Source organism: Pseudomonas sp. AC239 (assembly GCF_979258545.1).
In genome coordinates this window covers 5,507,519-5,529,843 of record NZ_OZ409864.1, presented here as the reverse complement: position 1 = coordinate 5,529,843, position 22,325 = coordinate 5,507,519, and the positions used below count along the sequence as shown (strand labels likewise).

General features: G+C 61.4%; 23 protein-coding genes. 9 read left to right on the top strand and 14 right to left on the bottom strand.

What is annotated here, in order from left to right; all coding sequences use genetic code 11:
• Positions 1 to 180 precede the first annotated feature (180 nt).
• The 3 genes from ACZ0AZ_RS25095 (at position 181) to ACZ0AZ_RS25085 (ending at position 2,210) form a co-directional block, all read left to right on the top strand.
• Complete coding sequence (locus tag ACZ0AZ_RS25095; RefSeq protein ID WP_463538387.1) at positions 181 to 1,107, top strand: Gfo/Idh/MocA family protein; 927 nt, start codon at positions 181 to 183, stop codon at positions 1,105 to 1,107.
• A gap of 127 nt (positions 1,108 to 1,234) precedes the next feature.
• Positions 1,235 to 1,864 carry an isochorismate family cysteine hydrolase YcaC gene (gene ycaC, locus ACZ0AZ_RS25090; protein ID WP_016774235.1) on the top strand — a complete coding sequence of 210 codons (630 nt, stop codon included), beginning with the start codon at positions 1,235 to 1,237 and terminating at the stop codon, positions 1,862 to 1,864.
• A gap of 145 nt (positions 1,865 to 2,009) precedes the next feature.
• On the top strand, positions 2,010 to 2,210 hold the full coding sequence (locus ACZ0AZ_RS25085; protein WP_039763219.1) for a hypothetical protein: 201 nt from the start codon (positions 2,010 to 2,012) through the stop codon (positions 2,208 to 2,210).
• A 35-nt stretch (positions 2,211 to 2,245) separates the two neighbouring features.
• On the opposite strand, the gene ACZ0AZ_RS25080 is transcribed toward ACZ0AZ_RS25085, so the two are convergent.
• Complete coding sequence (locus ACZ0AZ_RS25080) at positions 2,246 to 2,872, bottom strand: helix-turn-helix domain-containing protein (protein ID WP_463570628.1); 627 nt, start codon at positions 2,870 to 2,872, stop codon at positions 2,246 to 2,248.
• Between the two features lie 46 nt (positions 2,873 to 2,918).
• On the opposite strand from ACZ0AZ_RS25080, the gene ACZ0AZ_RS25075 reads away from it, so the two are divergent.
• On the top strand, positions 2,919 to 3,614 hold the full coding sequence (locus ACZ0AZ_RS25075) for a B3/B4 domain-containing protein (RefSeq protein WP_039763216.1): 696 nt from the start codon (positions 2,919 to 2,921) through the stop codon (positions 3,612 to 3,614).
• Positions 3,615 to 4,936: 1,322 nt separating this feature from the next.
• Here ACZ0AZ_RS25075 and ACZ0AZ_RS25070 read toward each other — a convergent pair.
• Together ACZ0AZ_RS25070 and ACZ0AZ_RS25065 are read right to left on the bottom strand one after the other, a co-directional pair.
• The gene (locus ACZ0AZ_RS25070; protein ID WP_039763213.1) at positions 4,937 to 5,674 is read right to left on the bottom strand and encodes an SDR family oxidoreductase; all 738 of its coding nucleotides are present in this window, start codon (positions 5,672 to 5,674) and stop codon (positions 4,937 to 4,939) included.
• Positions 5,675 to 5,800: 126 nt separating this feature from the next.
• Complete coding sequence (locus ACZ0AZ_RS25065) at positions 5,801 to 6,682, bottom strand: helix-turn-helix domain-containing protein (protein ID WP_130000069.1); 882 nt, start codon at positions 6,680 to 6,682, stop codon at positions 5,801 to 5,803.
• Between the two features lie 258 nt (positions 6,683 to 6,940).
• Here ACZ0AZ_RS25065 and ACZ0AZ_RS25060 point away from each other — a divergent pair, with 258 nt between their 5' ends.
• Together ACZ0AZ_RS25060 and ACZ0AZ_RS25055 are read left to right on the top strand one after the other, a co-directional pair.
• A complete protein-coding gene (locus tag ACZ0AZ_RS25060; protein WP_039763211.1) occupies positions 6,941 to 7,705 on the top strand; it encodes an SDR family NAD(P)-dependent oxidoreductase in 765 nt (254 codons plus the stop codon).
• Positions 7,706 to 7,875: 170 nt separating this feature from the next.
• Positions 7,876 to 8,793, top strand: a complete 918-nt coding sequence (locus ACZ0AZ_RS25055; protein ID WP_130000033.1) for an AraC family transcriptional regulator — start codon at positions 7,876 to 7,878, stop codon at positions 8,791 to 8,793.
• Here the strand turns inward: ACZ0AZ_RS25055 and ACZ0AZ_RS25050 are convergent, their stop codons facing one another.
• A complete protein-coding gene (locus ACZ0AZ_RS25050) occupies positions 8,794 to 9,723 on the bottom strand; it encodes a LysR family transcriptional regulator (RefSeq protein WP_039763207.1) in 930 nt (309 codons plus the stop codon). It lies immediately after the preceding gene.
• A 94-nt stretch (positions 9,724 to 9,817) separates the two neighbouring features.
• Positions 9,818 to 10,528 (bottom strand): SDR family NAD(P)-dependent oxidoreductase, encoded by a 711-nt coding sequence (locus tag ACZ0AZ_RS25045; RefSeq protein ID WP_130000032.1) that lies wholly within the window; start codon positions 10,526 to 10,528, stop codon positions 9,818 to 9,820.
• A 265-nt stretch (positions 10,529 to 10,793) separates the two neighbouring features.
• Here ACZ0AZ_RS25045 and ycaC (ACZ0AZ_RS25040) point away from each other — a divergent pair, with 265 nt between their 5' ends.
• A complete protein-coding gene (ycaC, locus tag ACZ0AZ_RS25040) occupies positions 10,794 to 11,423 on the top strand; it encodes an isochorismate family cysteine hydrolase YcaC (RefSeq protein WP_016774235.1) in 630 nt (209 codons plus the stop codon).
• Between the two features lie 193 nt (positions 11,424 to 11,616).
• Here the strand turns inward: ycaC (ACZ0AZ_RS25040) and ACZ0AZ_RS25035 are convergent, their stop codons facing one another.
• From ACZ0AZ_RS25035 to ACZ0AZ_RS25025, 3 genes are all read right to left on the bottom strand, one after another.
• The gene (locus ACZ0AZ_RS25035) at positions 11,617 to 12,315 is read right to left on the bottom strand and encodes a tRNA (adenine(22)-N(1))-methyltransferase (protein ID WP_289532373.1); all 699 of its coding nucleotides are present in this window, start codon (positions 12,313 to 12,315) and stop codon (positions 11,617 to 11,619) included.
• Positions 12,316 to 12,445: 130 nt separating this feature from the next.
• Positions 12,446 to 13,495: an NAD(P)-dependent alcohol dehydrogenase gene (locus tag ACZ0AZ_RS25030; RefSeq protein WP_039763204.1), complete on the bottom strand. Its 1,050-nt coding sequence runs from the start codon at positions 13,493 to 13,495 to the stop codon at positions 12,446 to 12,448.
• 142 nt (positions 13,496 to 13,637) lie between these two features.
• Complete coding sequence (locus ACZ0AZ_RS25025; protein WP_463538386.1) at positions 13,638 to 13,865, bottom strand: hypothetical protein; 228 nt, start codon at positions 13,863 to 13,865, stop codon at positions 13,638 to 13,640.
• 164 nt (positions 13,866 to 14,029) lie between these two features.
• Here ACZ0AZ_RS25025 and ACZ0AZ_RS25020 point away from each other — a divergent pair, with 164 nt between their 5' ends.
• Positions 14,030 to 14,239 (top strand): hypervirulence associated TUDOR domain-containing protein, encoded by a 210-nt coding sequence (locus ACZ0AZ_RS25020; protein WP_130000031.1) that lies wholly within the window; start codon positions 14,030 to 14,032, stop codon positions 14,237 to 14,239.
• Here the strand turns inward: ACZ0AZ_RS25020 and ACZ0AZ_RS25015 are convergent.
• The 5 genes from ACZ0AZ_RS25015 to ACZ0AZ_RS24995 all read right to left on the bottom strand — a co-directional run bounded on the left by ACZ0AZ_RS25015 (position 14,236) and on the right by ACZ0AZ_RS24995 (position 20,711).
• Entirely contained in the window at positions 14,236 to 15,489 is a 1,254-nt protein-coding gene (locus tag ACZ0AZ_RS25015) for an NAD(P)/FAD-dependent oxidoreductase (protein WP_130000030.1), read from the bottom strand. The genes ACZ0AZ_RS25020 and ACZ0AZ_RS25015 overlap by 4 nt on opposite strands.
• Complete coding sequence (locus ACZ0AZ_RS25010) at positions 15,479 to 17,071, bottom strand: aldehyde dehydrogenase (NADP(+)) (RefSeq protein WP_130000029.1); 1,593 nt, start codon at positions 17,069 to 17,071, stop codon at positions 15,479 to 15,481. Before ACZ0AZ_RS25010 ends, ACZ0AZ_RS25015 begins: the two co-directional genes overlap by 11 nt.
• A 63-nt stretch (positions 17,072 to 17,134) precedes the next feature.
• A complete protein-coding gene (locus tag ACZ0AZ_RS25005) occupies positions 17,135 to 18,082 on the bottom strand; it encodes a dihydrodipicolinate synthase family protein (RefSeq protein WP_125926054.1) in 948 nt (315 codons plus the stop codon).
• A 54-nt stretch (positions 18,083 to 18,136) separates the two neighbouring features.
• Positions 18,137 to 19,063 (bottom strand): 4-hydroxyproline epimerase, encoded by a 927-nt coding sequence (locus tag ACZ0AZ_RS25000; protein WP_039763195.1) that lies wholly within the window; start codon positions 19,061 to 19,063, stop codon positions 18,137 to 18,139.
• 22 nt (positions 19,064 to 19,085) lie between these two features.
• Positions 19,086 to 20,711 (bottom strand): APC family permease, encoded by a 1,626-nt coding sequence (locus ACZ0AZ_RS24995; RefSeq protein WP_130000026.1) that lies wholly within the window; start codon positions 20,709 to 20,711, stop codon positions 19,086 to 19,088.
• Between the two features lie 221 nt (positions 20,712 to 20,932).
• On the opposite strand from ACZ0AZ_RS24995, the gene ACZ0AZ_RS24990 reads away from it, so the two are divergent.
• The gene (locus tag ACZ0AZ_RS24990) at positions 20,933 to 21,703 is read left to right on the top strand and encodes an AraC family transcriptional regulator (protein ID WP_415762142.1); all 771 of its coding nucleotides are present in this window, start codon (positions 20,933 to 20,935) and stop codon (positions 21,701 to 21,703) included.
• Here the strand turns inward: ACZ0AZ_RS24990 and ACZ0AZ_RS24985 are convergent.
• A complete protein-coding gene (locus ACZ0AZ_RS24985) occupies positions 21,700 to 22,296 on the bottom strand; it encodes a LysE family translocator (RefSeq protein WP_039763192.1) in 597 nt (198 codons plus the stop codon). The genes ACZ0AZ_RS24990 and ACZ0AZ_RS24985 overlap by 4 nt on opposite strands.
• Positions 22,297 to 22,325 lie beyond the last annotated feature (29 nt).

Here is a 22,325-nt window from a genome sequence, read left to right as displayed (position 1 = left end):
CTGCCGATCGCCGCGCGGTGCGGGATCGGACGACAAAAGGTGTAAGAAGAAATGACGGATACGCCCATTCGTTCGTTGTGATCAGAATCGATTTAAATAGTATGACGATTGGAGGCGGGCGTAGAAACACGTACTCTTGCCGCTGCGCTGCAAAGACCAAAACAACAACAGGAGTCTGTAATGCAACCGATTCGTCTCGGCCTGGTGGGCTACGGCAAGATCGCCCAGGATCAACACGTTCCCGCCATCCTCGCCAACCCCGCGTTCCAGTTGGTAGCGGTCGCCACCCAGGGCAAACCTTGCGCCGGGGTGGAAAACTTCCAGTCGCTGGGCGAACTGCTTGAAAACGGCCCGGCCGTCGATGCGATTGCCTTCTGCACGCCGCCGCAAGGGCGTTTTACCCTGGTGCAACAGGCGTTGGCGGCCGGCAAGCACGTGCTGGTGGAAAAACCGCCCTGTGCAACGTTGGGCGAGGCCATGGCCCTGGTCGATCAGGTCGCTGAACAAGGCGTCAGTGCTCTGTTCGCCTGGCATTCACGCTACGCACCGGGCATCGCCGCCGCCCGCGACTGGCTGGCCAGCCGCACCCTGCAAAGCGTACAGATTGACTGGAAGGAAGACGTGCGCAAATGGCATCCGGGCCAGGCGTGGATCTGGCAACCGGGTGGCCTGGGTGTGTTCGATCCGGGCATCAACGCCTTGTCGATCATCACCCACCTGCTGGCACTGCCGCTGTTTGTCGAAGCCGCCGAGCTGCGCGTGCCGAGCAACTGCCAGTCGCCGATTGCCGCCTCGATCAAAATGTCTGATGCGCATCAGCTCGACGTACGCGCCGAGTTCGATTTCGACCATGGCCACGACGAACTGTGGAGCATCGAAATTCGCTGCGTCGAAGGCGTCCTGCGCCTGGACACCGGCGGCGCGGTGCTGAGCATCGACGGCGAGCGCCAAAGCGTGTCTGAGGAGGGCGAATACGCAGCGGTCTATCGCCACTTCCAGCAATTGATCGGCGACAAGGCCAGCGACCTCGACCTGCAACCGTTGCGCCTGGTGGCGGACAGTTTCTTTGTTGGCAGCCGCGCGTTGGTCGAGCCGTTTTACGATTGAGTTGGATTGTCCGGTCTGAGTGGACGGTGAAACGCTTTTCAGCCGATTTATCCCTTTGCTGTGCGTCAGTAATCTGTACCCACTTGAACGCAACAACAAACTTCAAACTTGAAAAGGGACGCACACCATGACCACTCCAACCTACAACCGCCTGAACAAAGATGACGCTATCGTGCTGCTGGTTGACCATCAGACCGGTTTGATCTCGCTGGTGCAGGACTTCTCGCCGAACGAGTTCAAGAACAACGTGCTGGCGCTGGCGGATCTGGCCAAGTTCTTTGACCTGCCAACCATCCTCACCACCAGCTTCGAACAAGGCCCGAACGGTCCGCTGGTGCCAGAGCTGAAAGAGATGTTCCCGGACGCGCCGTACATCGCTCGCCCAGGTCAGATCAACGCCTGGGACAACGAAGACTTCGTCAAGGCAATCAAGGCCACCGGGCGCAAGCAGATCATCATTGCCGGTGTCGTGACGGATGTGTGTGTAGCGTTCCCGACCCTGTCGGCGCTGGCGGAAGGCTTTGATGTGTTCGTGGTCACTGATGCCTCCGGCACCTTCAACACCACCGTGCAGCAAGCCGCGTGGAGCCGCATGACTCAGGCTGGCGCACAAATGATGAACTGGTTCTCGGTGGCCTGCGAGCTGCACCGCGACTGGCGCAACGACATCGAAGGCCTGGGTAACCTGCTGTCGCAGCGGATTCCCAACTACCGCAACCTGATGAACAGCTACTCGGCGTTGACGCAGCAGAAGTAAGCGTTAAATCCAAAGCAAAAGCCTGCCTCGAAAGCAGGCTTTTTGCGTTCTCTACAGAAAGCCGTTCGTCCAGTGCCGGGCACTTGTCACGCTTGGGCATTTCACACGCTCAGGTACATCTCGCTGAATCACATCGGAGACCGACATGGACATTGATGAAAAGGCACCGGGCAACCACTCGCAACAAGCCGTGACGCGCACCACCGACAACGAGACCGGCCACGATCCCAAGCGTGGAAATCCAGAAGTGCCTTTGCCGCCGGACGATGAGGCACCGGTTGAGGAAGACATGTCGGATGTCGATGCGACGAACTCGGTTTCGACGGAGCACCCGCCGTCACGCTGATTGCGAGCTGTGAATCGATGCCTCTTGCTCCGAAACTAGAGTGAGGGGCTCTCGCGAGCGCCCTGATGCAGTTCAGTTACCGACATGGTGAACACCAGTTTCGACCGCCCACGGTTGGCGTACTCATGCGCCACATCCGTCCGCGCTACCGCCGAACAGCCAGGCCCGACAAGCAGCTCGGCATCGCCAACCTTGAGATGCAACGTGCCTTTCTCGACATGAAAAAGCTCGGTGGTGCCATTCGGGTGTCCGGCGGAAGAAAACGACTCGCCGGGAAACAGTTCCCAGCGCCACAACTCGAGCATGTTCGGGCCGCTGGTGCCGGCCAGCAGTCGCGCCGATCCACCCAGCTCACCGCTCCACAGCGTTGGGATGTCGTGGCTGTCGATCAGGTGCGCCGTTGGAGTGTCGGCGACATTGACGAAGTCGGCCACGGACAAGCCCAGCGCTGCGGCGATCTTGCACAGGGTCGCAATGCTCGGATTGGCCGAGCCTTTCTCGATCTCGACCACCATGCCTTTGCTCACGCCGGAGCGTCGCGACAGTTCGTCCAGGGTGATGTCCTGCTGTTTGCGCGCCTGATTGAGCGTGCGCGAAACCGCTGCGCTGACGGTCTGGACATCGGCGCCGGCTTCGGTCGATATATTGACTTTCTTGGTCATTGATCGCTAGCATCGTTTGAAATTCAGGTATGGGGGGGATTCTGGGATGCTGTCTGTCGTGCCGTCAATCGATCCGGCTGTTGCGCAACTCGCGCCGGGCTTCAGAGCGCTGAGTATTGTCGTGCAAGCGGCGCCGATTACTCAGGCCTATGTGGCCGGTGAAGCCTTGGCCAAAGCCTGTCAGGTCGTCGCCGCCGGTGGTCCGCAGTGGGCGCCCGCGCACTTGCAGGCCTGGGCGGACGTGTTTCGCCAGTTCGGCGCCAAGCCGCAGCGCACGCCGTGCTCCGCCGAGGCTCTGCGCAAACGCGTGTTGCGCGACGGCGAGTTGCCGAGCATCGATCCGGTGGTCGATCTGTACAACGCCATCAGCCTCGAATATGCGATTCCCGTCGGCGGCGAAAATGCCGAGGCCTACGTCGGTTCACCGCGTCTGGTCGTGGCTGATGGCAGCGAGCTGTTCGATACGATGAAAGAAGGTCAGCCCGCGCATGAATTTCCGGACGCTGGCGAAGTGGTCTGGCGCGACGATCAGGGCGTGACCTGCCGGCGCTGGAACTGGCGCCAAGGCGTGCGAACCCGCCTCGATGCGCAGGCGCAGCACATGTGGTTCATCCTTGAAAGCCTGCCGGCCATGCCGCTGGAAGCGCTGACCGAGGCCGGCGACAAGCTCATCGAAGGCCTGCAGCAAATGATGCCCGGCGCCGAGATTGAAAGCATGTTGATCGGCCCGGGCGCGCGGTAGTCAGCAGCACCGCGATTCCTTGTGGGAGCGGGCTTGCTCGCGAAGACGGCGGCACATCCAACATCTTTACCGACTGATCCACCGCTTTCGCGAGCAAGCTCACTCCTGCAATGTTCTGCGTTGACCATTGGTTTGGTGCTGCCACAAACCCCCTGTGAGAGCGAGCTTGCTCGCGAAGGCGGCGGCACATCCAAAATCTTTGCCGACTGATCCACCGCTTTCGCGAGCAGGCTCGCTCCCACAATGCTCTGTGTTGACCATTGGTTTGGTGCTGCCACAAACCCCCTGTGGGAGCGGGCTTGCTCGCGAAGACGGCGGCACATCCAACATCTTTACCGACTGATTCACCGCTTTCGCGAGCAGGCTCACTCCTGCAATGTTCTGCGTTGACCATTGGTTTGGTGCTGCCACAAACCCCCTGTGAGAGCGAGCTTGCTCGCGAAGACGGCGGCACATCCAACATCTTTACCGACTGATCCACCGCTTTCGCGAGCAAGCTCACTCCTGCAATGTGCTGCGTTGACCATTGGTTTGGTGCTGCCACAAACCCCCAGTGGGAGCGGGCTTGCTCGCGAAGGCGGCGGCAAATCCAACATCTTTGCCGACTGATCCACCGCTTTCGCGAGCAAGCTCACTCCTGCAATGTTCTGCGTTGACCATTGGTTTGGTGCTGCCACAAACCCCCAGTGGGAGCGGGCTTGCTCGCGAAGACGGCGGCACATCCAACATCTTTACCGACTGATCCACCGCTTTCGCGAGCAAGCTCGCTCCCACAATGCTCTGTGTTGACCAGTGGTTTGGTGCTGCCACAAACCCCCTGTAGGAGCGGGCTTGCTCGCGAAGGCGTCGGCACATCCCAACATCTTTGCCGACTGATCCACCGCTTTCGCGAGCAAGCTCGCTCCCACAATGCTCTGTGTTGACCAGTGGTTTGTGCTGCCACAAACCCCCTGTAGGAGCGGGCTTGCTCGCGAAGGCGTCGGCACATCCCAACATCTTTGCCGACTGATCCACCGCTTTCGCGAGCAAGCTCGCTCCCACAATTTTCGTGCTGACCATTGATTTGGTGGCGCCACAAATCCCCATTGGGACCGAGCTTGCTCGCGAAGGCGGCGGCACATCCAACATCTTTGCCAACTGATCCACCGCTTTCGCGAGCAAGCTCACTCCTGCAATGTTCTGCGTTGACCATTGGTTTGGTGCTACCACAAACCCCCAGTGGGAGCGGGCTTGCTCGCGAAGACGGCGGCACATCCAACATCTTTGCCGACTGATCCACCGCTTTCGCGAGCAAGCTCGTTCCCACAGATTGACTTCTGGTCTCAGTAGGGGCTGGCGGTAGGACGTACGATCAATTCGCTGACGTCGACATCTGCCGGTTGTTCAACGGCGTAGGCAATTGCACGGGCGATGGCTTCGGCGGGGATGGCGATTTTGCGGAAGGATTTCATCTCGGCGCGGCCACCTTCATCGGAGATGCTGTCGGCCAGTTCCGATTCGGTCACGCCCGGTGCGATGACGGTAACGCGGATATCGCCGCCGACTTCCTGGCGCAAGCCTTCGGAAATCGCCCGTACGGCGTATTTGGTCGCGCAGTACACCGCTGCGGTGGGGCTGACGGCGTAGGCGCCGATCGAGGCGATGTTGATGATCTGCCCGGCGCGCTGGCGCTGCATCAACGGCAGGCTGGCGGCGATGCCGTGGAGTACGCCACGGATGTTGACGTCGATCATGCGGTTCCACTCATCGACCTTCAGCGCGTCCAGCCGCGACAACGGCATGACCCCGGCGTTGTTGACCAGCACATCGACGCGGCCGTAGTGCTCCACGGCAAAATCGACGAAGCGCTGCACATCCTGCTGATCGGTGACGTCCAGTGCGCGGAACTGCGCGTGGCCACCGGCGCCGTTGATCTCTTCGGCAATCACGGCCAGACGCTCGGTGCGCCGTGCGCCCAACACCACTTTGGCGCCACGTTCGGCGAGCAGGCGTGCGGTGGCTTCGCCGATGCCGCTGCTGGCGCCGGTAATCACGATCACTTTGTCTTGAATGTTCAGCATGATGTCGTCCTCTTCTGTGTGCCCGTGAGTGGGCTTGGAAGAAGATTAAGTGCGGGGGCTCATGGGTTATTAATCGATTCCTCCACGGGATTTGCCCAATTCTGCTGCATCGCTTTTCGACAGGTTTCAGGCCCCACGTGGCGCATCGCGGTAGGCACTAGGCGTGACGCCGACTTCACGGCGGAACACCTGGGAAAAGTGGCTGGGGCTGGAATAGCCAACCTCCAGGCCAATGTCGATCACGCTGCGTGCGGTCTCCAGCAACAGATGACGCGCGCGGCTCATGCGCAGGCGGATGAAGTATTGCGAGGGCGATAAACCGGTGGCGCGCTTGAAGGTGCGGCTGAAGTGGTAGTCGCTCAGCCCGGCGATGGCGGCCAGATGACTGAGGCTGAAATCCTCCGCCAGATTCGCATTCATGGCTTCGATCACCCGGCGCAGTTTGTAGGCGGGCAGGGCGTTGTCGCGGCGCGGGTTGCTGTCCGGGTCGAGATAGTGCCGCAGCAAATGGATCGCCAACGCCTGAGCCAGGCTGTGTACCAGCAGTGCACTGGGCTGGCGCTGTTCGGTCAGTTCGATGCGCAGTTGCTCAAGGATGAAGCTGACCTGCTCGTCACGCGCACCGGACACATCGACAAACGTCACTGCACCGGCCTGTTCGCCGAACGCTTCGCGCGCCGCTTGTTCGATCAGGCCCAGACCGAGGTAGAGGTGCATGACTTCGAAGACCTCGCAACCTTCGGTTTGCCAGCGCATTTCATAAGGTTCGCGGGTGTTGGTCAGGAAGAAATCGCCCGCCGTGACCTGGCTCGCCTGCCATTCTCCGCCCAACGAACGTTCTTCGACCCGGGCAGTGCCGGCCAATACCAGCACCAGCAGCGGTTCGGCCACGCACGGCACGCGGATCGGCTCAAGCAGGGTTTGATGGCGGAAGAGCTGCACCACCGCATCCTTGGTCTGCGGCCGCGGCGTGGTCGTTTCCGCAACACCGGGCAGATGCTCCGGCATGGCTTCGGCGGCGATGCGCGCGGGCTGGCTGATTGTCGGTGTAGCGGGGCTGGTAGAGGGCACAGGACGCTCCATCAAAAGCTTCGGCTGTGAATGATTTTGCAGGTTAGGGCGGGCGGGCAGGAAATTCCAGCGCAAAACTCCGACAGTCCCGGCAATCGCCCGAAAGCCCGGCGGCGGAGAGTGCGCGACAGTGAAGCCGTGTTTACGACCGCGCCATCAGGCGCAACACCGATTCGCTATCGAGGAGTTAAAACCATGACTGATTTCAACCACACCCTGCCACAAGAAGTCGCCGGTAAAGTTGCACTGGTCACTGGCGCGGCCAGTGGCATCGGCAAGGCGATTGCGCTGATGCTGCACGCTCGCGGCGCCAAGGTGATTGCCGAAGACCTCAACCCGGCTGTCGAAGAACTGGCTCGTCCCGATCTGGTGCCGCTGGTGGCGGACATCACCAAGGACGGCGCCGCCGAACGCGCAGTCGGCCTTGCCGTCGAGCAGTTCGGGCGCTTGGATATTCTGGTCAACAACGCCGGGATCATTATCAACAAAGCAGTGATCGACATGAGCCGCGACGACTGGGAAAAGATCCAGGCGGTGAATGCCACGGCCGCCTTCCTGCACTGCCGCGAAGCGGTCAAGGCGATGATCCCGAACAAGTCCGGCGCGATCGTCAATATCGCTTCCTATGCGTCGTACTTTGCCTTTCCGACCATTGCCGCCTATACCGCTTCCAAAGGCGCGCTGGCACAACTGACCCGTACGCTGGCCCTGGAAGTCATCGAGCACGGCATTCGCGTCAACGCCATCGGCGTCGGCGATGTGGTGACTAATATCCTCAATGACGTGGTCGAGGACGGCCCGGGCTTCCTCGCGCAGCACGGCGAAGCGGCGCCAATCGGTCGGGCGGCGCAGCCGGAAGAGATCGCCGAGATCGTGACCTTCCTGGCCTCCGAGCGCGCCAGTTTCATGGTCGGCTCGGTGGTCATGGCCGATGGCGGCATGACGGTAACAGCGGGCTGATAACGGTACAGCCATGGGCGCGCGCGATCGCGCGTCCATGGTTTTACTCCGGTCCAAGCGACGCAGAATCAGGCAAATCTGCAGCATCTTTGATCTAGTCGCCGCTGGGTAAAACTGGCTAATCTTCCTCCGCAGTTGACCGACCTTCGTCTGCTTTCGAGGCCCTTTGAATGGATAACCACGATGCTTCCATCCTCCACGACACGGCGGTGTATCGCGCCGAGCTGGTGCGCTTGCTCACCCAGCGCTTCGATGCGCCGGGCACCTACGAAACCGCGATTGCGCCGCTGCACGTGATCCGTCTCGATGGACCGTCCGAGCTGATCCACGTCGTGCATCGGCCGGCGCTGTGCCTGATCGTGCAGGGGCGCAAGGAAGTCGGGCTGGGTGACGAACGCTTCATCTACGACCCGCTGAATTATCTGGTGGTGTCAGTGACGTTGCCGGTGTCTGGACGGGTGATCGAAGCCTCGCCCGAGGCGCCGTATTTTTGCGTACGGCTGGATTTCGACCCGGCACAACTAACGCAACTGATTGCCGAGTCGCCGCTGACCGGCATGCCGCAGGAAACCGGGCGCGGCATGTTTCTCGACAAGATCGACGTGACCCTGCTCGACACCATGCTGCGTCTGGTGCGTCTGCTGGATAGCCCGCGCGACATCGGCATGCTCGCGCCGATGGCGTTGCGCGAGCTGTATTACCGTCTGCTGCGCGGCCAGCACGGGCATCTGCTGTATGAGATCGCCGTCAGCGATTCGCAGACCCACCGGGTCACGCGCGCCATCGACTGGCTGAACAGCAATTTCACCGAGCCATTGCGCATCGACGCGTTGGCGCAGGTGGCCAATCTGAGCAATTCGGCGCTGCATCACCGCTTCAAAGCCGTCACCGCGATGAGCCCGCTGCAATATCAAAAACAGCTGCGCCTGCAAGAGGCGCGGCGGCTGATCATCAATGAAGGGCTGGACGTGTCCAGCGCCTGTTACCGCGTCGGCTACGAAAGCGCTTCGCAGTTCAGCCGCGAATACAACCGCCAGTTCGGCTGCCCGCCTTCGAAGGAACTCAGCCGCCTGCGCCAGACCGGTTGATTACCGCGGTGGTCCCGCCCATTCCTCACGAAACCCCAACAGAAAATCCACAAACGCCCGCACCCGCTGCGGCACATAGCGGCCGTGCGGGTAGAGCAGGGTGTAGGGGCGCGAACGTCCGGCGTACGGTTGCAGCACTTCAATCAGGCGTCCATCCGCCAGTTCCTGCTCGACGATGAAGCGGTAAGTCTGAAACAGCCCGGCGCCGTGCTTGGCCAGTGTCACACCGCCGAGCACATCGTCGGAACAGGAATAGCCACCGTCGGAAATCACTTCCAGGTCCCGGCCGTTTTCCTGAAACAGCCAGGAAATCCGCCGCCCGCTGCTGGGCAATTCGAACTGGATGCACTCATGCGCGATGAGATCGTCCAGCGTCTGCGGCGTGCCGGCTCTATGCAGATATTCGGGTGCGGCGACCACCACCAGGGCGGCGTCTTCCAGCAAGCGCGCGATCAGGGTCGAGTCCGGTTGCGCGCGCACGCGTATCGCCAGGTCGTAGCCCTCTTCAACGAAGTCGATATTGCGGTTGCCCAAGTGCACGTCGACCGTGACCTCGGGGTACAACGCGCGAAATTTCGGTAGCAGCGGCAGGATGCGGTGATGCCCGTAGGTGGTTGGCAGGCTGATGCGCAGTCGACCCGATGGCGAAGTCTGCGCGCCCATGACTTCCTGCTGCGCTTCAACCAGTTGCGTCAGCGCCTGGCTGCATTGTTCGAAGAAGCTCCGTCCGGCGTCGGTGAGGCGAATGCTGCGCGTGGTGCGGGCAAACAGTCGCGAACCCAGGCGTTGCTCCAGACGCAGAATCGACCGGCTCACCGCAGCGGGCGTGACCCCGGCCAGTTGCGCGGCGGCGGTGAAGCTGCCGGCTTCGGCGGCCAGGCAGAACAGTTCGATACTGCCTAACTGCAAATCTTCAAAATGGCGTTTCATTGTGGCTCGCACCGAGGATCGACGGACGTTCATCCTCTGTGTACCACAACCAACGACGCCGCCGGTATCCACCGGCGGCGTTGCAGGGTTTCGATCAATGGCCGGCGCTCTGGCCACCGTCGACATGCAGGATCTCGCCAGTGACGAAGTTCGCGCTGTCGAGGTAGAGGATCGCTTGCACGATGTCGTCGATTTCCCCCATGTGGCCGACCGGGTGCAGGCTGCCCAAAGCCTGATGGGTTTCCTCGGCGTGCATCGGCGTTTTGATGATGCCCGGCGACACGGCGTTGACCCGAATGCCGCGCTTGGCGTACTCGATCGCCAGGGATTTGGTCGCGGCGTTGATGCCGCCCTTCGTCAGCGACGCCAATACCGAAGGCACGCCATCGATTGCATGATCGACCAGGCTGGTGGTCACGCTGACCACGTGGCCGCTGCCGTGTTTTTCCATCTCGGCGATGGCCAGTTGCGAGATGTAGAAGAAGCCGCTCATGTTGGTCGCCACGACCTGGGCGTAGTCCGCCTGGCTGTACGCGGTGAACGGCTTGGCCAGAAAGATCCCGGCATTGTTGACCAGCGTATCGACGCGACCGAACCGGGCTACTGCAGCGCGAATCACTCGCTCAGCGGTTTGCGGATCGGCGATGTCGCCAGCGACGGTCAGTACATCCGGGTCGCTCGACGCTTTGATCGAGCGCGAGGTAGCGACCACTTGATGGCCAAGGGCGCGAAAGCCTTCGACCAGACCTGCACCAATGCCTTGCGAAGCGCCGGTGATGACAACTACTTTTTTCGATGTGCTCATGATGATTTCCTCTGTCGCTGGCCCGTCGGGATGGCGGGTGGCTGTTGGAGGAGACTTTAGGAAGTTGTGCCGAGTTGATAAATGGGGGCTGAGGTACATCATTTGTACTGTGGTGTATCTAATCAGAGCGGGCCTCGAATGATTGTCCCGTTTGAGTGGACGGTGAAACGCTTTTCAGCCGATTTATCCCTTTGCTGTGCGTCAGTAATCTGTACCCAACTTGAACGCAACAACAAACTTCAAAACTTGAAAAGGGACGCACACCATGACCACTCCAACCTACAACCGCCTGAACAAAGACGACGCTATCGTGCTGCTGGTTGACCACCAGACCGGTTTGATCTCGCTGGTGCAGGACTTCTCGCCGAACGAGTTCAAGAACAACGTGCTGGCGCTGGCGGATCTGGCCAAATTCTTCGACCTGCCAACCATCCTTACCACCAGCTTCGAACAAGGCCCGAACGGCCCGCTGGTGCCGGAGCTGAAAGAGATGTTCCCGGACGCGCCGTACATCGCTCGCCCAGGTCAGATCAACGCTTGGGATAACGAAGATTTCGTCAAGGCAATCAAGGCTACCGGGCGCAAGCAGATCATCATTGCCGGTGTCGTAACGGATGTCTGTGTAGCGTTCCCGACCCTGTCGGCGCTGGCGGAAGGGTTTGATGTGTTCGTGGTCACCGATGCGTCCGGCACCTTCAACACCACCGTGCAGCAAGCCGCGTGGAGCCGCATGACTCAGGCCGGCGCGCAGATGATGAACTGGTTCTCGGTGGCCTGTGAGCTGCACCGCGACTGGCGCAACGACATTGAAGGCCTGGGTAACCTGCTGTCGCAGCGCATTCCCAACTACCGCAACCTGATGAACAGCTACTCGGCGCTGACGCAGCAGAAGTAAGTTCACCACCCACGAAAAAGCCTGCTTTTAACAGCAGGCTTTTTGTTTTTCCGACGGCTGCGGCCAACTTGGTTGCTGTGTAGCTTGACCCACCGCTTTCGCGAGCAGGCTCGCTCCCACAGTTGACCGTGTTCCCTCAGGAGAAATGCAATTTCCTGTGGGAGCGAGCCTGCTCGCGAAGACGGTGGCACAGTCACCCGAGCAATTCACTGATCCACTGCATCTCTTGCTTCAGCGCAAGAATTTTGTCCTCCGGCAGCGCTTGTTGCGCTCGCGTAAACTGCCCCAACGTCTTCTGCCGCTGACTCAGCCTGCGTTGCCATTTGTGCAGAAATGCCGGGCAGCGCGCCTGCAGATGCAGCGGTCCGAAAAACAGTTCCCTGGCATCGTAAGTCACCGGATCAGAGCCGCGCTCGGCAACGATGATTTCATAGTCGAAGCGGTTCTCATGCAGCACCTCTTCACAGACGATGCGGTAGCCGTTATCCATCAACCACTGGCGCAGCGCTTGCTCGCCGCCGTTGGGTTGCAGGATCAATCGTTCGTGGCCGCTGAGATGGGCTTTGCCACTGTCGAAAATATCGCGAATGGTTTCGCCACCCATGCCGCACAGGGTGATGGCGCTGATGGCGTCGTCAGGTTTGATTGCCGCCAGACCATCCGCCAGGCGCACGCTGATCTGGCCGTGCAGGTCGTTGTCATTGACAGTGCGTTGCGCCGCGTGGAACGGCGTGCGCGCGACCTCGCCAGCCACCGCCGCTGTAATCAGGCCTCGGCGCATCAGGGCAACCGGCAAATAGGCGTGATCCGAGCCGATATCCGCCAGCCGCGCGCCAAGCGGCACATGGGCAGCGACGCGCTCCAGGCGCATGGACAATGTCTGTTGGTTCAACGGCGACCCCTGTTCACCCAGCGGTGGAAAAAGGGGTGCGACTCTGGCGAGCAACGCGGGCGCTGTCAAATCGCGCCGATGGAATCCCTCAAGCCATCGGCAGCACGGCGCTGCCGATGGACGTTGGCGCTTAGCCGGCGAGGGTTGCGTTGTCGATGACGAAGCGGTATTTCACATCGCCCTTGAGCATGCGCTCGTAGGACTCATTGATCTGGTCGGCACGGATCAATTCGATGTCGGAAACGATGCCGTGCTCGGCGCAGAAATCCAGCATCTCCTGAGTCTCGGGAATGCCGCCGATCATTGAGCCGGCAATGGTCCGCCGCTTGGTGATCAGGTTGAACACGTTCGGCGACGGATGCGGCGATGCGGGCGCTCCGACCAGGGTCAACGCGCCGTCGCGCTTGAGCAGAACCAGGAACGCGTCGAGATCGTGCGGCGCTGCGACGGTATTGAGGATGAAGTCGAAGCTCTTGGTGTGTGCCGCCATTTCCTCGGCATTGCGTGACACCACCACTTCGTCCGCGCCCAGTGCCTTAGCCGCTTCACGCTTGGATTCGGAAGTGGTGAATGCGACGACATGGGCGCCCATGGCGTGGGCCAGTTTGATGCCCATGTGGCCCAGGCCACCGATGCCGACCACGCCGACTTTCTTGCCAGGGCCAGCGCGCCACTGACGCAGCGGCGAGTAGGTGGTAATGCCGGCGCAGAGCAGCGGCGCGACGGCGGCCAGTTGCGCCTCGGGATGACGAATCCGCAACACATAGCGCTCGTGCACGACGATGTTTTGCGAGTAACCGCCGAGGGTCCAGCCCGGTGCGTCCGGGGTCGGGAAATTGTAGGTGCCGATCATGCCGTCGCAGTAATTTTCCAGACCGGATTCGCAGTCATCGCAGTGCTGGCAGCTGTCGACGATGCAACCGACACCGACCAGATCGCCGACCTTGTAAGCTTTGACGTGATCGCCGACCGCCGAGACGCGGCCGACGATTTCATGGCCGGGCACGCAAGGGAATTGCGTGCCAGCCCATTCGGCGCGCACCTGATGCAGGTCGGAATGGCAGATGCCACAGAAGGCGATATCGATCTGCACGTCGTGCGCCGCCGGGGCACGGCGGTTGATCTGCATCGGCTCAAGGGGTTTGTCGCCAGCGTGGGCGCCGTAGGCTTGTACGAGCATGTGAGCATCCTCCATGGGGTTGTCGGACGCCCATTGTTGCGCCTGGGTCGGAGCGCGAGGTAGTGCATTTCTGTGAAATGCTTGCCTGATTCTGCTGTTGATTGCGCAACCGAAAGGCAGCCGTATGGCTGCCGTTTCAGGCTCAACGTGGATTGGGCTGGTCGTCCATCTCGGCGTTATCGGTTTCCTGACGTACGCGCTCCGGATCCAGACCGGTATCGTCATCATCCAGCGGGATTTCGCCTTCGTTGTCGGGCAGTTCGTCGATGCCGCGTTCCTTCATCGGATCGACCTCGGTACGCCCCGGACTCAGCGGGTCGGGCGTGGTTGGGAGCAGATCGTCACCTTGCTTGCCTTGATCGTTATTCATCTCACACCTCGTCATGGCCGTTTTCTACGGCTTGTGCAGGTTGGAGGTGCGGGTGATTTTCGCCGTTCGATTTTTTTGCCTGCCTTCGGTCGCCTCGCAAAAAAGCGGAATTTCTCCGACGCGCGCGGCTCCATAAACCAACAGCCAGAGGCGAGGAGGCAATGATGAGCAGTTCATTCAAGGTCGGCGATGCGGTGCGCTGGAATTCCGAGGCCGGCGAGATTCACGGCAAAGTGGTCAAGGTGCACACCCGCGACACCGAGTTCATGGGCCGCCACCGGCCAGCCTCGAAAGACGCGCCGCAATACGAGGTCAAGAGCGACAAGACCGGCCACCGGGCCATGCATCACGGCGACGCGCTGAAGCACGCTTAGAAACGCGCCAGTCGGTAGGCGTCGGCATTCGGCAACTCGCCGGCCGCGCCTGAGACCATCTGCCCGATCATCTCCGCCGTCACCGCCGCCTGCGTCAGTCCCAGATGCTGATGACCGAAGGCAAGCAAGACCTTGCCGGCGCAAACCTGATCGATCACTGGCAGCGAATCCGGCAGCGACGGGCGAAAGCCCATCCACGATGTCGCGCCATCAGCGTTCAGGTCATGGCGAAACAGGCCTTGGCTCAAGCGCTGCAACTGCCAGGCGCGCGCCATGTTGGCTGCTCGCTCCAGTCCGGCGAACTCGACCGTGCCGGCTAGGCGCAGGCCTTCACGCATCGGCGTCATGATGAATTTGCGTTCCAGCGAGGTGACGGGGAAGGGCAGGCGATCATGCTCGTGGGGCAGCATCAGGTGATAGCCACGTTCGGTGTCCAACGGTACTTGCTTGCCGGTCAGAGCGGCGGTGAGTTTTGCCGAATGCGCACCGCAGGCCAGTAACACGCGGCTGGCCGTCACACCGCCGCTGCCCGTTATCAATAAGACGCCGTTTTCCTGCACGTAGCCGCCCTGAACCTGCTGCTGGAGAAAACTCACACCGCTGCTGCGAGCCGCTTCGACCAGTGCGCAGACCACCCGATAGGGATCAAGGAAATGCCCGGTGCGCGGGAAAAACAGTCCGCCCTGAATCTGTTCGCTGAGTTGCGGCGCCGTTTCGCGGATCGCCCCGGCCTGCCAGTAATCCACCGGCACCTGCTGCTGATTCAGGCGTGCCTGCAAGGCTTCGATTGCCTGCTGCGATTCGGTTTTTTCGAAGACCAGTAACGAGCCGTCAACCTTGAGCAGATCGGTGCGCTGGATATCGCTGAGCAAGCGCTGCCAGGCGTCGAGACTGCTTTCATTCAGCGCACGCAAGCCCGCGACGGTTTTCTGAAAAGGCTCAGGCCGCAGATTCAGCAGCAAGCGGGTGAACCACGGCAGGGCGCGCGGCAGGTATTTCCAGTCCAGGCGCAGCGGCCCCATCGGATCCATGAGCATGGCCGGCAAACGCTTGAGGATCGATACGTCAGCAATCGGAAACACTTGCTCAGTGGCCAGATGTCCGGCATTACCGAACGAAGCGCCATGCCCCGGTTCCTGCTGATCGATGACCACCACGCGCAAACCCTGGCGCGCCAGGCGCAGTGCGCAAGCTACGCCAATGATCCCGGCGCCGACCACGGCGATGTCGTGCGAAGGATTATTCGCCATGGCGTGTCGCTTCCCGGTGGCCATCGAGCAAGCGCCGAAGGTTGAGCGGATTGGTCTGTTGCAGCGCCGTCGGCAGCAAGCTGTCGGGGAAATCCTGATAGCACACCGGCCGCATGAAACGCAGGATCGCCGCAGTGCCCACCGAGGTGCAGCGCGCGTCCGAGGTCGCCGGGTAAGGCCCGCCATGCACCATTGCATCGCAGACTTCCACGCCGGTCGGCCAGCCGTTGACCAGCAGGCGCCCGGCCTTGCGTTCCAGGGTTGGCAGCAACGTACGCGCCAGTGCAAGGTCGGCGTCATCCAAGTGCAGGGTCGCGGTGAGTTGGCCTTCCAGATATTCGCAGACCTGACGGATTTCTTCGTCACTGCTGCAATGCACGACAAGCGATGTCGCGCCGAAGACCTCAGCTTGCAAACGCTGATCGGCAAGAAAATCCGCCGCCTCGGTATTGAAGACATGCGTCTGACACTGATTCGCGCCGCTGCCGACTTGGCCAACCGCTACCGCGCGTGCACGGGGATTGTCCTGCAAAGCCGTCACGCCTGCTTGATAGGCGCCGAAGATGCCGGGCGTGAGCATGGTTTGCGCCGCGCTGCGCGGGATCAGTTCAGCCACTGCGCTGAGAAACCCGTCGAGCGCCGGACTTTTGCGGGCAATCAGCAATCCCGGGTTGGTGCAGAATTGCCCGGCGCCCAGTGTCAGCGACGCGACAAACCCTTCGGCCAGCGCCTGCGCGCGATTTTCCAGCGCGGCGGGAAACAGCAAAACCGGGTTGATCGAGCTCATTTCCGCATACACCGGAATCGGCTCCGGCCGCGCTTGCGCGGCTTTCATCAAGGCCAGCCCGCCAGTGCGCGAGCCAGTGAAACCAGCGGCTTTGATGCGCCAGTCGCTGACCAGTGCGATACCGACTTCGTACCCTGAATCGAACAATAAGGAAAACACGCCCTCGGGCAGAGCGCAGGCTTTGACCGCTTGCGCGACTGCGCGGCCGACCAGTTCGCTGGTGCCCGGATGCGCGCTGTGCGCCTTGACGATCACCGGGCAACCAGCCGCCAATGCGGCAGCGGTGTCGCCACCGGCCACGGAAAATGCCAGCGGAAAGTTGCTCGCACCAAACACCGCGACCGGCCCCAAGGCAATCTGTCGTTGCCGCAGGTCGGAGCGCGGCAGTGGCTGGCGTTGTGGTTGCGCATGGTCGACGCGCACGTCCAGCCATTCACCGGCGCGCACCGTGCGGGCGAACAGGCGCAATTGCTGGCAGGTGCGCCCGCGTTCACCCTCAAGGCGCGCGCGCGGCAAACCGGTTTCGGCGTGGGCGCGTTCGATCAGTTCATCGCCAAGGTTGTCGATGTGCTCGGCAATGCTTTCGAGAAATGCCGCACGGGCGCTCAGGCTGGTTTCGCGGTACGCGTCTTGCGCCGCCCAGGCCAGGGCGCACGCCTGTTCCACCTGTTCGGCTGACGCCCCGGCGTACTGCGGTTCAAGTGCCTGGTTGGTCGCCGGATCAATCCCGCGAAAGGCTGGACGATGGCCCGTCACCGATTGTTGGCCGATCAGCATGTTGCCCGTCAGAGTCATGGTGTCTTCCTGTGAAATGAGCGAGGCCTGCCGCGAATCGTGATGACTCGCGGCAGGTGGTGGTCAGGCGAAGTTCTGCTCGGCGGACCAGTTTTCGTACCAGTGACGGAACAGCGAATACTGCTTCTCGGCATAGCGCCGTTGCGAGTCGCTCAGCACATCAGTTTCATTGAAGTGCAGGGTGTATTCCTTGTCTCCGTTGAGCACCATCAGATGCTTGTAATACAGCACCAGATCGCAACCTTCGTCGAACGAGGACAGCACCGCCAGCGCCGACTCCAGCTCCCGCGCCTGGCGCCGGGCCTTGGCATTGCCTTGCGCGGCCTGCTTGCTCAGCGCTACCAGTTGCAGCACTTCGCGGGGCAGGGCGTTGCCGATGCCGGTGATGGCGCCGGTGGCGTTGCAGTTGACGAAGCCGTGCACCACTTGCGTGTCGACGCCGACCATCAGCGTCACGTCGTCATCCTTGGAGGTGATGTTCTCGGCCGCGTAGCGCAGGTCCGCGCCGCCGCCGAATTCCTTGAAACCGATCAGGTTCGGGTACTCGCGGCGTAGTTCGAAAAACAGATCGGCGCGGGTGGCGAAGCCGTAATAAGGGCTGTTGTAGATCACCGCCGGCAAGTTCGGTGCGGCTTGCAGGATCGCGGCGAAGTGGGCTTTTTGCGCTGTTGCGGAAGCACCACGGGACAGCACGCGCGGAATGACCATCAAGCCTTGCGCGCCGACTTTCGCCGCATGCGCTGCGTGGGAAACCGCTTCTCGGGTGTTCACCGCGCCAGTGCCGACGATGGTCGGCACCCCGGCAGCGACCAGCCGCGCCACGCCTTCCTGGCGCTCGGCTTCAGTCAGCAGCGGCCAGTCGCCCATCGAGCCGCAGTAGACCACGGCGCTCATGCCGACATCGATCAGCTCGCGTCCCTTGGCCACCAGCGCATCGAAATCAGGTTTGCGCTGGGCGGTGCACGGGGTCATCAGGGCCGGCATGCAACCGGTGAAGATGTTGTCGCTCATGATTCAACTCCTTGACATTTCGTTTGATTCGTAGTGAAAAAACGGCGTGGCGGCTCAGATGCCCCACGCGAACGGGTCGCTGTCGTCGATCAGCAACGTGCTGTCGGCGGTCATGTAGGCGCGGCCGGTGATGAACGGGCGAATGCGTTCGCCTTCCCATTCGAAGCGGCCTTCGAACTGGCTGCCGGTGATGCTCGCCTGGATCCACGGTGCGCCCGGTTGCAGCTTGTCGTCGGCGGCCAGGCAGGCAAGTTTGGCGCTGGTGCCGGTGCCGCATGGTGAGCGGTCATAGGCTTTGCCGGGGCACATGACGAAGTTGCGGCTGTCAGCCTGATCGTCATCGGCGAACAGTTCGATGTGGTCGATGACCGCGCCGTCTTCGCCACAAATGCCTTGGTCTTCCAGCGCCTTGAGCATCGCCCAGGTGTACGCAGTCAGGTGTTCGACGTTGTCCATCGTTAACCTCTGGCCATGCTCGGAGACCAGATAAAACCAGTTGCCGCCATAGGCGATATCGCCGACCACGCGGCCATAACCCGGCACCTCCACCGGTACCTGTTTGCGATAGCGGTAGGCGGGCACGTTGCCCAGGGTGACCGAGCCATCGTCATGCAAAGTCGCGCTGACTTGCCCCACCGGCGTGTCGATCTTGTGCACGCCCGGCTGGATTTTCCCCAGATGCTGCAACGAATTGATCAGGCCGATGGTGCCGTGGCCGCACATGCCCAGGTATCCGGCGTTGTTGAAGAAGATCACCCCGCAGGTGGCATCAGGCGACACCGGTTGGCAATAGAGCGCGCCGACCAGCACATCGTTGCCGCGTGGCTCGAGCAGACAGGCGCGGCGCCACTGGTCGTGCTGGCTGCGCAGGGCGTCGCGTTTCTCGACCATGCTGTTGCCGGACAGCTCGGGGAAGCCGCTCATCACCAGCCGTGTCGGCTCGCCGCCGGTGTGGGAATCAATGACGTGTACTCGTTTCATGAAGAGATCCCGTTGGATGATTTCAGTAGGCGCCGGCAGGGCGGGCGCTGACGGTGGACGAGGGCGCAGGGCTGTCGCTTTCTTCGTCCTCGTCGTCCAGGCGCAGCAGATGGGCAGGCACGCCGGTCGCTGCGCCCCAGTAGTAAATACCGGTGGCGCAAGCGGCGACGACGATCGTGTCGAACGGATGGGTGAGGATGCCCAGGCCACCGAAGGTGCCGAGTTTCGACAGCACGATGGTCACCGCGTAGAAGGCGATCAGCCACGCCGATGAGCGCACCTGACGCGCCAGACTCAGGTGTGCGGTCGGCACAAAGCGACCGCAGAACAGGTAGATGACAAACATCAGGATTTGCAGGCCGAGCAGCCATGACACGGTGTTCCAGCCCGACCAGTAGACGATCAGCGCGGCGATGATGAACGACACCGGCCCGAGCAGGCCCATGCTCTTGACCCGGAACGGGCGCGGCATGTCCGGCGCATTGCGCCGCAGCGCCGCAACCGATACAGGCGCCACCGCATAGCTCAACACCAGCGCGGCGGAGACCACGTTGATCAGCGCTTCCCACGACGGGAATGGCAGGGTCCAGAACACCGACAGGGCGAAAGTCAGCCACAGCGCCGGACGCGGGATGCCGGACTTTTCATCGATGTGGGTGAAGACCTTGAAGAAGGTGCCGGTCTGCGCCCAGCCGTAGATCACGCGCGGCGTGGCGTTCATGTAGATGTTGCCGCAGCCGCTCGGCGAGATCACCGCATCGGCAACCACCAGATACGCCAGCCAGCCGACACCGAGCGCCAGGGCGATGTCGCGATAGGGCAGGGCGAATTCCTTGCTGATACCGGCCCAGCCGTTGGCGAGCATCTCAGTCGGGATGCTGCCGAGAAAGGCCATTTGCAGCAGCACGTAGATCAGAGTCGACAGCAGCACCGAGAGAATCAGCGCGATGGGAATGGTGCGCTGTGGATTCTTCACTTCGCTGGCCACGGAAATGATCGGCGTCAGGCCCAGGTAGGCAAAGATGATCCCCCCGGCAGAGACCGCCATCTCCACGCCCGACAAGCCGAACGGGGCGAATCCCTGAACCTGGAAGTTCTCCGGTTTGAAAAAGGTGAACAGCACGCCGATCACCAGCAACGGCACGATGAATTTGAACACGCTGACCAGATTGTTGGCCTTGGCGAAGGTCTTCACGCTGCGGTAGTTGAGCAGGAAAAACACGCAGAGCAGGCCGAACTGCACCAGCCAGCCGAGGATCGTCGGATCGCCACTGCCAGCCTTGGTCAGGCCGGGAAACCACGCCGCCGCGTATTGGCGCGAGGCGACCACTTCGATCGCCACCAGACTGGAAAACGCAATCAATGTGATGAAGCCCATCAGGTAGCCGAGCAGCGGACCGTGGGAATAAACCGGATAGCGCACCACGCCGCCGGCACGGGGCAATGCGGCGCCCAGTTCGCAGTAGACGATACCCAGCAGCAACACGGCGAAACCGCCCAGCAACCAAGAGAATATCCCCGCCGGCCCGGCAATCGCCGAGACATGGCTGGCGGCAAACAACCAGCCGGAACCGAAGATCGCTCCGAGTCCGATAAAGGTGAGGTCGATCAATGAAAGCTGTTTTTTGAACTTGCCTTGGCCTGACATGGCATCGCCTTCTTGTGAGTTATTGGATAGGCAGTTGTGTCACGGGGACGAGCAGACTTTGCACCGCTCGGCAGTGGCGGCGATTGATGTTTTATGCCGGGATCGATGACGAATTCAGCACAATGGCGCCGATGAATGCGCGGCCTCGACAGGGCCGCGACGTTGCTGCAATCTGCTCGCGAGTGGCATTTATGGTGGTTCAGCTCGAGGGGAAGTCTTTGATGCAGTCAGCGTTTTCGATCCTGTGCCAGGGCACTGACGGCTTGCGTGCGCAGACCCTCGAAGAGATGGTCGCCAGTGCCGCCCAGCTGTTGCCGATACTCGATGTGATCCCCAATGCGGCGATCTTCATCAAGGACCTGCAAGCGCGCTATGTGCTGGCCAACCGCACGCTGGTGCAACGTTGTGGTTTGAAGGATTTGCGCCCGTTGCTCGGCAAAACCAGTGCGCAGGTGTTCCCGGCGCAGTTGGGCCCGGGTTATACCGAGCAGGATCGCAAGGTGCTGGAGGAAGGTTTCGTGTTGGAGGATCAGCTCGAACTGCACCTGTATGGCAGTCGCGAACCAGGTTGGTGCCTGACCCACAAGCGGCCGATCTACAACCGTGACGGGACGATCATCGGCCTGGTGGGGATCTCGGTGGATCTGCAATCAGCCAGTGAAACCCATCCGGCGTTCGAGCGTTTGGCGGCGGTCGATGAATACATTCGCGGCAACTTCAACCGGCGGGTACCGCTGAGTGAACTGACACGGATCGCCGGGATTTCCGTGGCGCAACTTGAGCGCTATTGCAAACGCGTTTTTCACCTGACACCACGGCAGATGATTCAGAAAGTCCGCCTGGAACACGCGCATCGATTGCTGCACAGCGACTTGCCGATCACCGAGGTTGCGCTGCAATGCGGCTACACCGATCACAGCGCTTTCACCCGTCAGTTCAAGGCCTCGACCGGGTTTACACCACGCGAATACCGGCAGGCGACCGGGCTTTAGACCAACACGGCCAGCCACGCCGAGAGCAGCAGAAGGAGGGCCAGCGCCGCGTTCATTCGTTTGAACGCTTGCGGTGAGCTGAGCAACCGTGCGCTGCCAACGCCGAGCAATGCCCAGAGCGTCATACACGGCAGCGATACCAGCAGAAACGCCAGCGCCAACACCAGCAGGCGCAGCGTCTTGTCGCCGCCGCCAACAAATACGCTGACCACGGCCACAGCCATCATCCACACCTTCGGGTTGACCAGTTGCAGCAGCGCCGCGCCGAATACGCTCAAACCTTGTTCCTGCGCGGCATTCGGGTCCAGCGATGGCGGCGGGCTGCGAAAGATCTGCCACGCCAGCCAACTCAGCCAGAGCACACCGCCCCAAGCCATCGCTTGTTGCACGCGCGGAAAGCGCAACAGGGTTTCGCCAGCACCGAGCCCGACCACCAGCACAATCAGCGCCGCCGCCGCACAGGCGCCAAAAATGATCGGCAATGTGGCAATCAATCCGCGCCGGGAACTGTGGCTCAGCACCAGAATATTGGTCGGCCCCGGCGTGATCGAGGCGACGAAAGCAAACAGCAGAAAGGGCAGTAAAGAAGCCATGGTGCAAATTCCTGAAAGTCGAAACAGGA

Excerpts from the sequence above, each read along its gene's own strand:
- ACZ0AZ_RS25095 (WP_463538387.1), top strand. The coding sequence starts at position 181 with ATGCAACCGATTCGTCTCGGCCTGGTGGGCTACGGCAAGATCGCCCAG.
- ycaC (WP_016774235.1), top strand. The coding sequence starts at position 1,235 with ATGACCACTCCAACCTACAACCGCCTGAACAAAGATGACGCTATCGTG.
- ACZ0AZ_RS25085 (WP_039763219.1), top strand. The coding sequence starts at position 2,010 with ATGGACATTGATGAAAAGGCACCGGGCAACCACTCGCAACAAGCCGTG.
- ACZ0AZ_RS25080 (WP_463570628.1), bottom strand. The coding sequence starts at position 2,872 with ATGACCAAGAAAGTCAATATATCGACCGAAGCCGGCGCCGATGTCCAG.
- ACZ0AZ_RS25075 (WP_039763216.1), top strand. The coding sequence starts at position 2,919 with ATGCTGTCTGTCGTGCCGTCAATCGATCCGGCTGTTGCGCAACTCGCG.
- ACZ0AZ_RS25070 (WP_039763213.1), bottom strand. The coding sequence starts at position 5,674 with ATGCTGAACATTCAAGACAAAGTGATCGTGATTACCGGCGCCAGCAGC.
- ACZ0AZ_RS25065 (WP_130000069.1), bottom strand. The coding sequence starts at position 6,682 with ATGCCGGAGCATCTGCCCGGTGTTGCGGAAACGACCACGCCGCGGCCG.
- ACZ0AZ_RS25060 (WP_039763211.1), top strand. The coding sequence starts at position 6,941 with ATGACTGATTTCAACCACACCCTGCCACAAGAAGTCGCCGGTAAAGTT.
- ACZ0AZ_RS25055 (WP_130000033.1), top strand. The coding sequence starts at position 7,876 with ATGGATAACCACGATGCTTCCATCCTCCACGACACGGCGGTGTATCGC.
- ACZ0AZ_RS25050 (WP_039763207.1), bottom strand. The coding sequence starts at position 9,723 with ATGAAACGCCATTTTGAAGATTTGCAGTTAGGCAGTATCGAACTGTTC.
- ACZ0AZ_RS25045 (WP_130000032.1), bottom strand. The coding sequence starts at position 10,528 with ATGAGCACATCGAAAAAAGTAGTTGTCATCACCGGCGCTTCGCAAGGC.
- ycaC (WP_016774235.1), top strand. The coding sequence starts at position 10,794 with ATGACCACTCCAACCTACAACCGCCTGAACAAAGACGACGCTATCGTG.
- ACZ0AZ_RS25030 (WP_039763204.1), bottom strand. The coding sequence starts at position 13,495 with ATGCTCGTACAAGCCTACGGCGCCCACGCTGGCGACAAACCCCTTGAG.
- ACZ0AZ_RS25025 (WP_463538386.1), bottom strand. The coding sequence starts at position 13,865 with ATGAATAACGATCAAGGCAAGCAAGGTGACGATCTGCTCCCAACCACG.
- ACZ0AZ_RS25020 (WP_130000031.1), top strand. The coding sequence starts at position 14,030 with ATGAGCAGTTCATTCAAGGTCGGCGATGCGGTGCGCTGGAATTCCGAG.
- ACZ0AZ_RS25015 (WP_130000030.1), bottom strand. The coding sequence starts at position 15,489 with ATGGCGAATAATCCTTCGCACGACATCGCCGTGGTCGGCGCCGGGATC.
- ACZ0AZ_RS25010 (WP_130000029.1), bottom strand. The coding sequence starts at position 17,071 with ATGACTCTGACGGGCAACATGCTGATCGGCCAACAATCGGTGACGGGC.
- ACZ0AZ_RS25005 (WP_125926054.1), bottom strand. The coding sequence starts at position 18,082 with ATGAGCGACAACATCTTCACCGGTTGCATGCCGGCCCTGATGACCCCG.
- ACZ0AZ_RS25000 (WP_039763195.1), bottom strand. The coding sequence starts at position 19,063 with ATGAAACGAGTACACGTCATTGATTCCCACACCGGCGGCGAGCCGACA.
- ACZ0AZ_RS24995 (WP_130000026.1), bottom strand. The coding sequence starts at position 20,711 with ATGTCAGGCCAAGGCAAGTTCAAAAAACAGCTTTCATTGATCGACCTC.
- ACZ0AZ_RS24990 (WP_415762142.1), top strand. The coding sequence starts at position 20,933 with ATGCAGTCAGCGTTTTCGATCCTGTGCCAGGGCACTGACGGCTTGCGT.
- ACZ0AZ_RS24985 (WP_039763192.1), bottom strand. The coding sequence starts at position 22,296 with ATGGCTTCTTTACTGCCCTTTCTGCTGTTTGCTTTCGTCGCCTCGATC.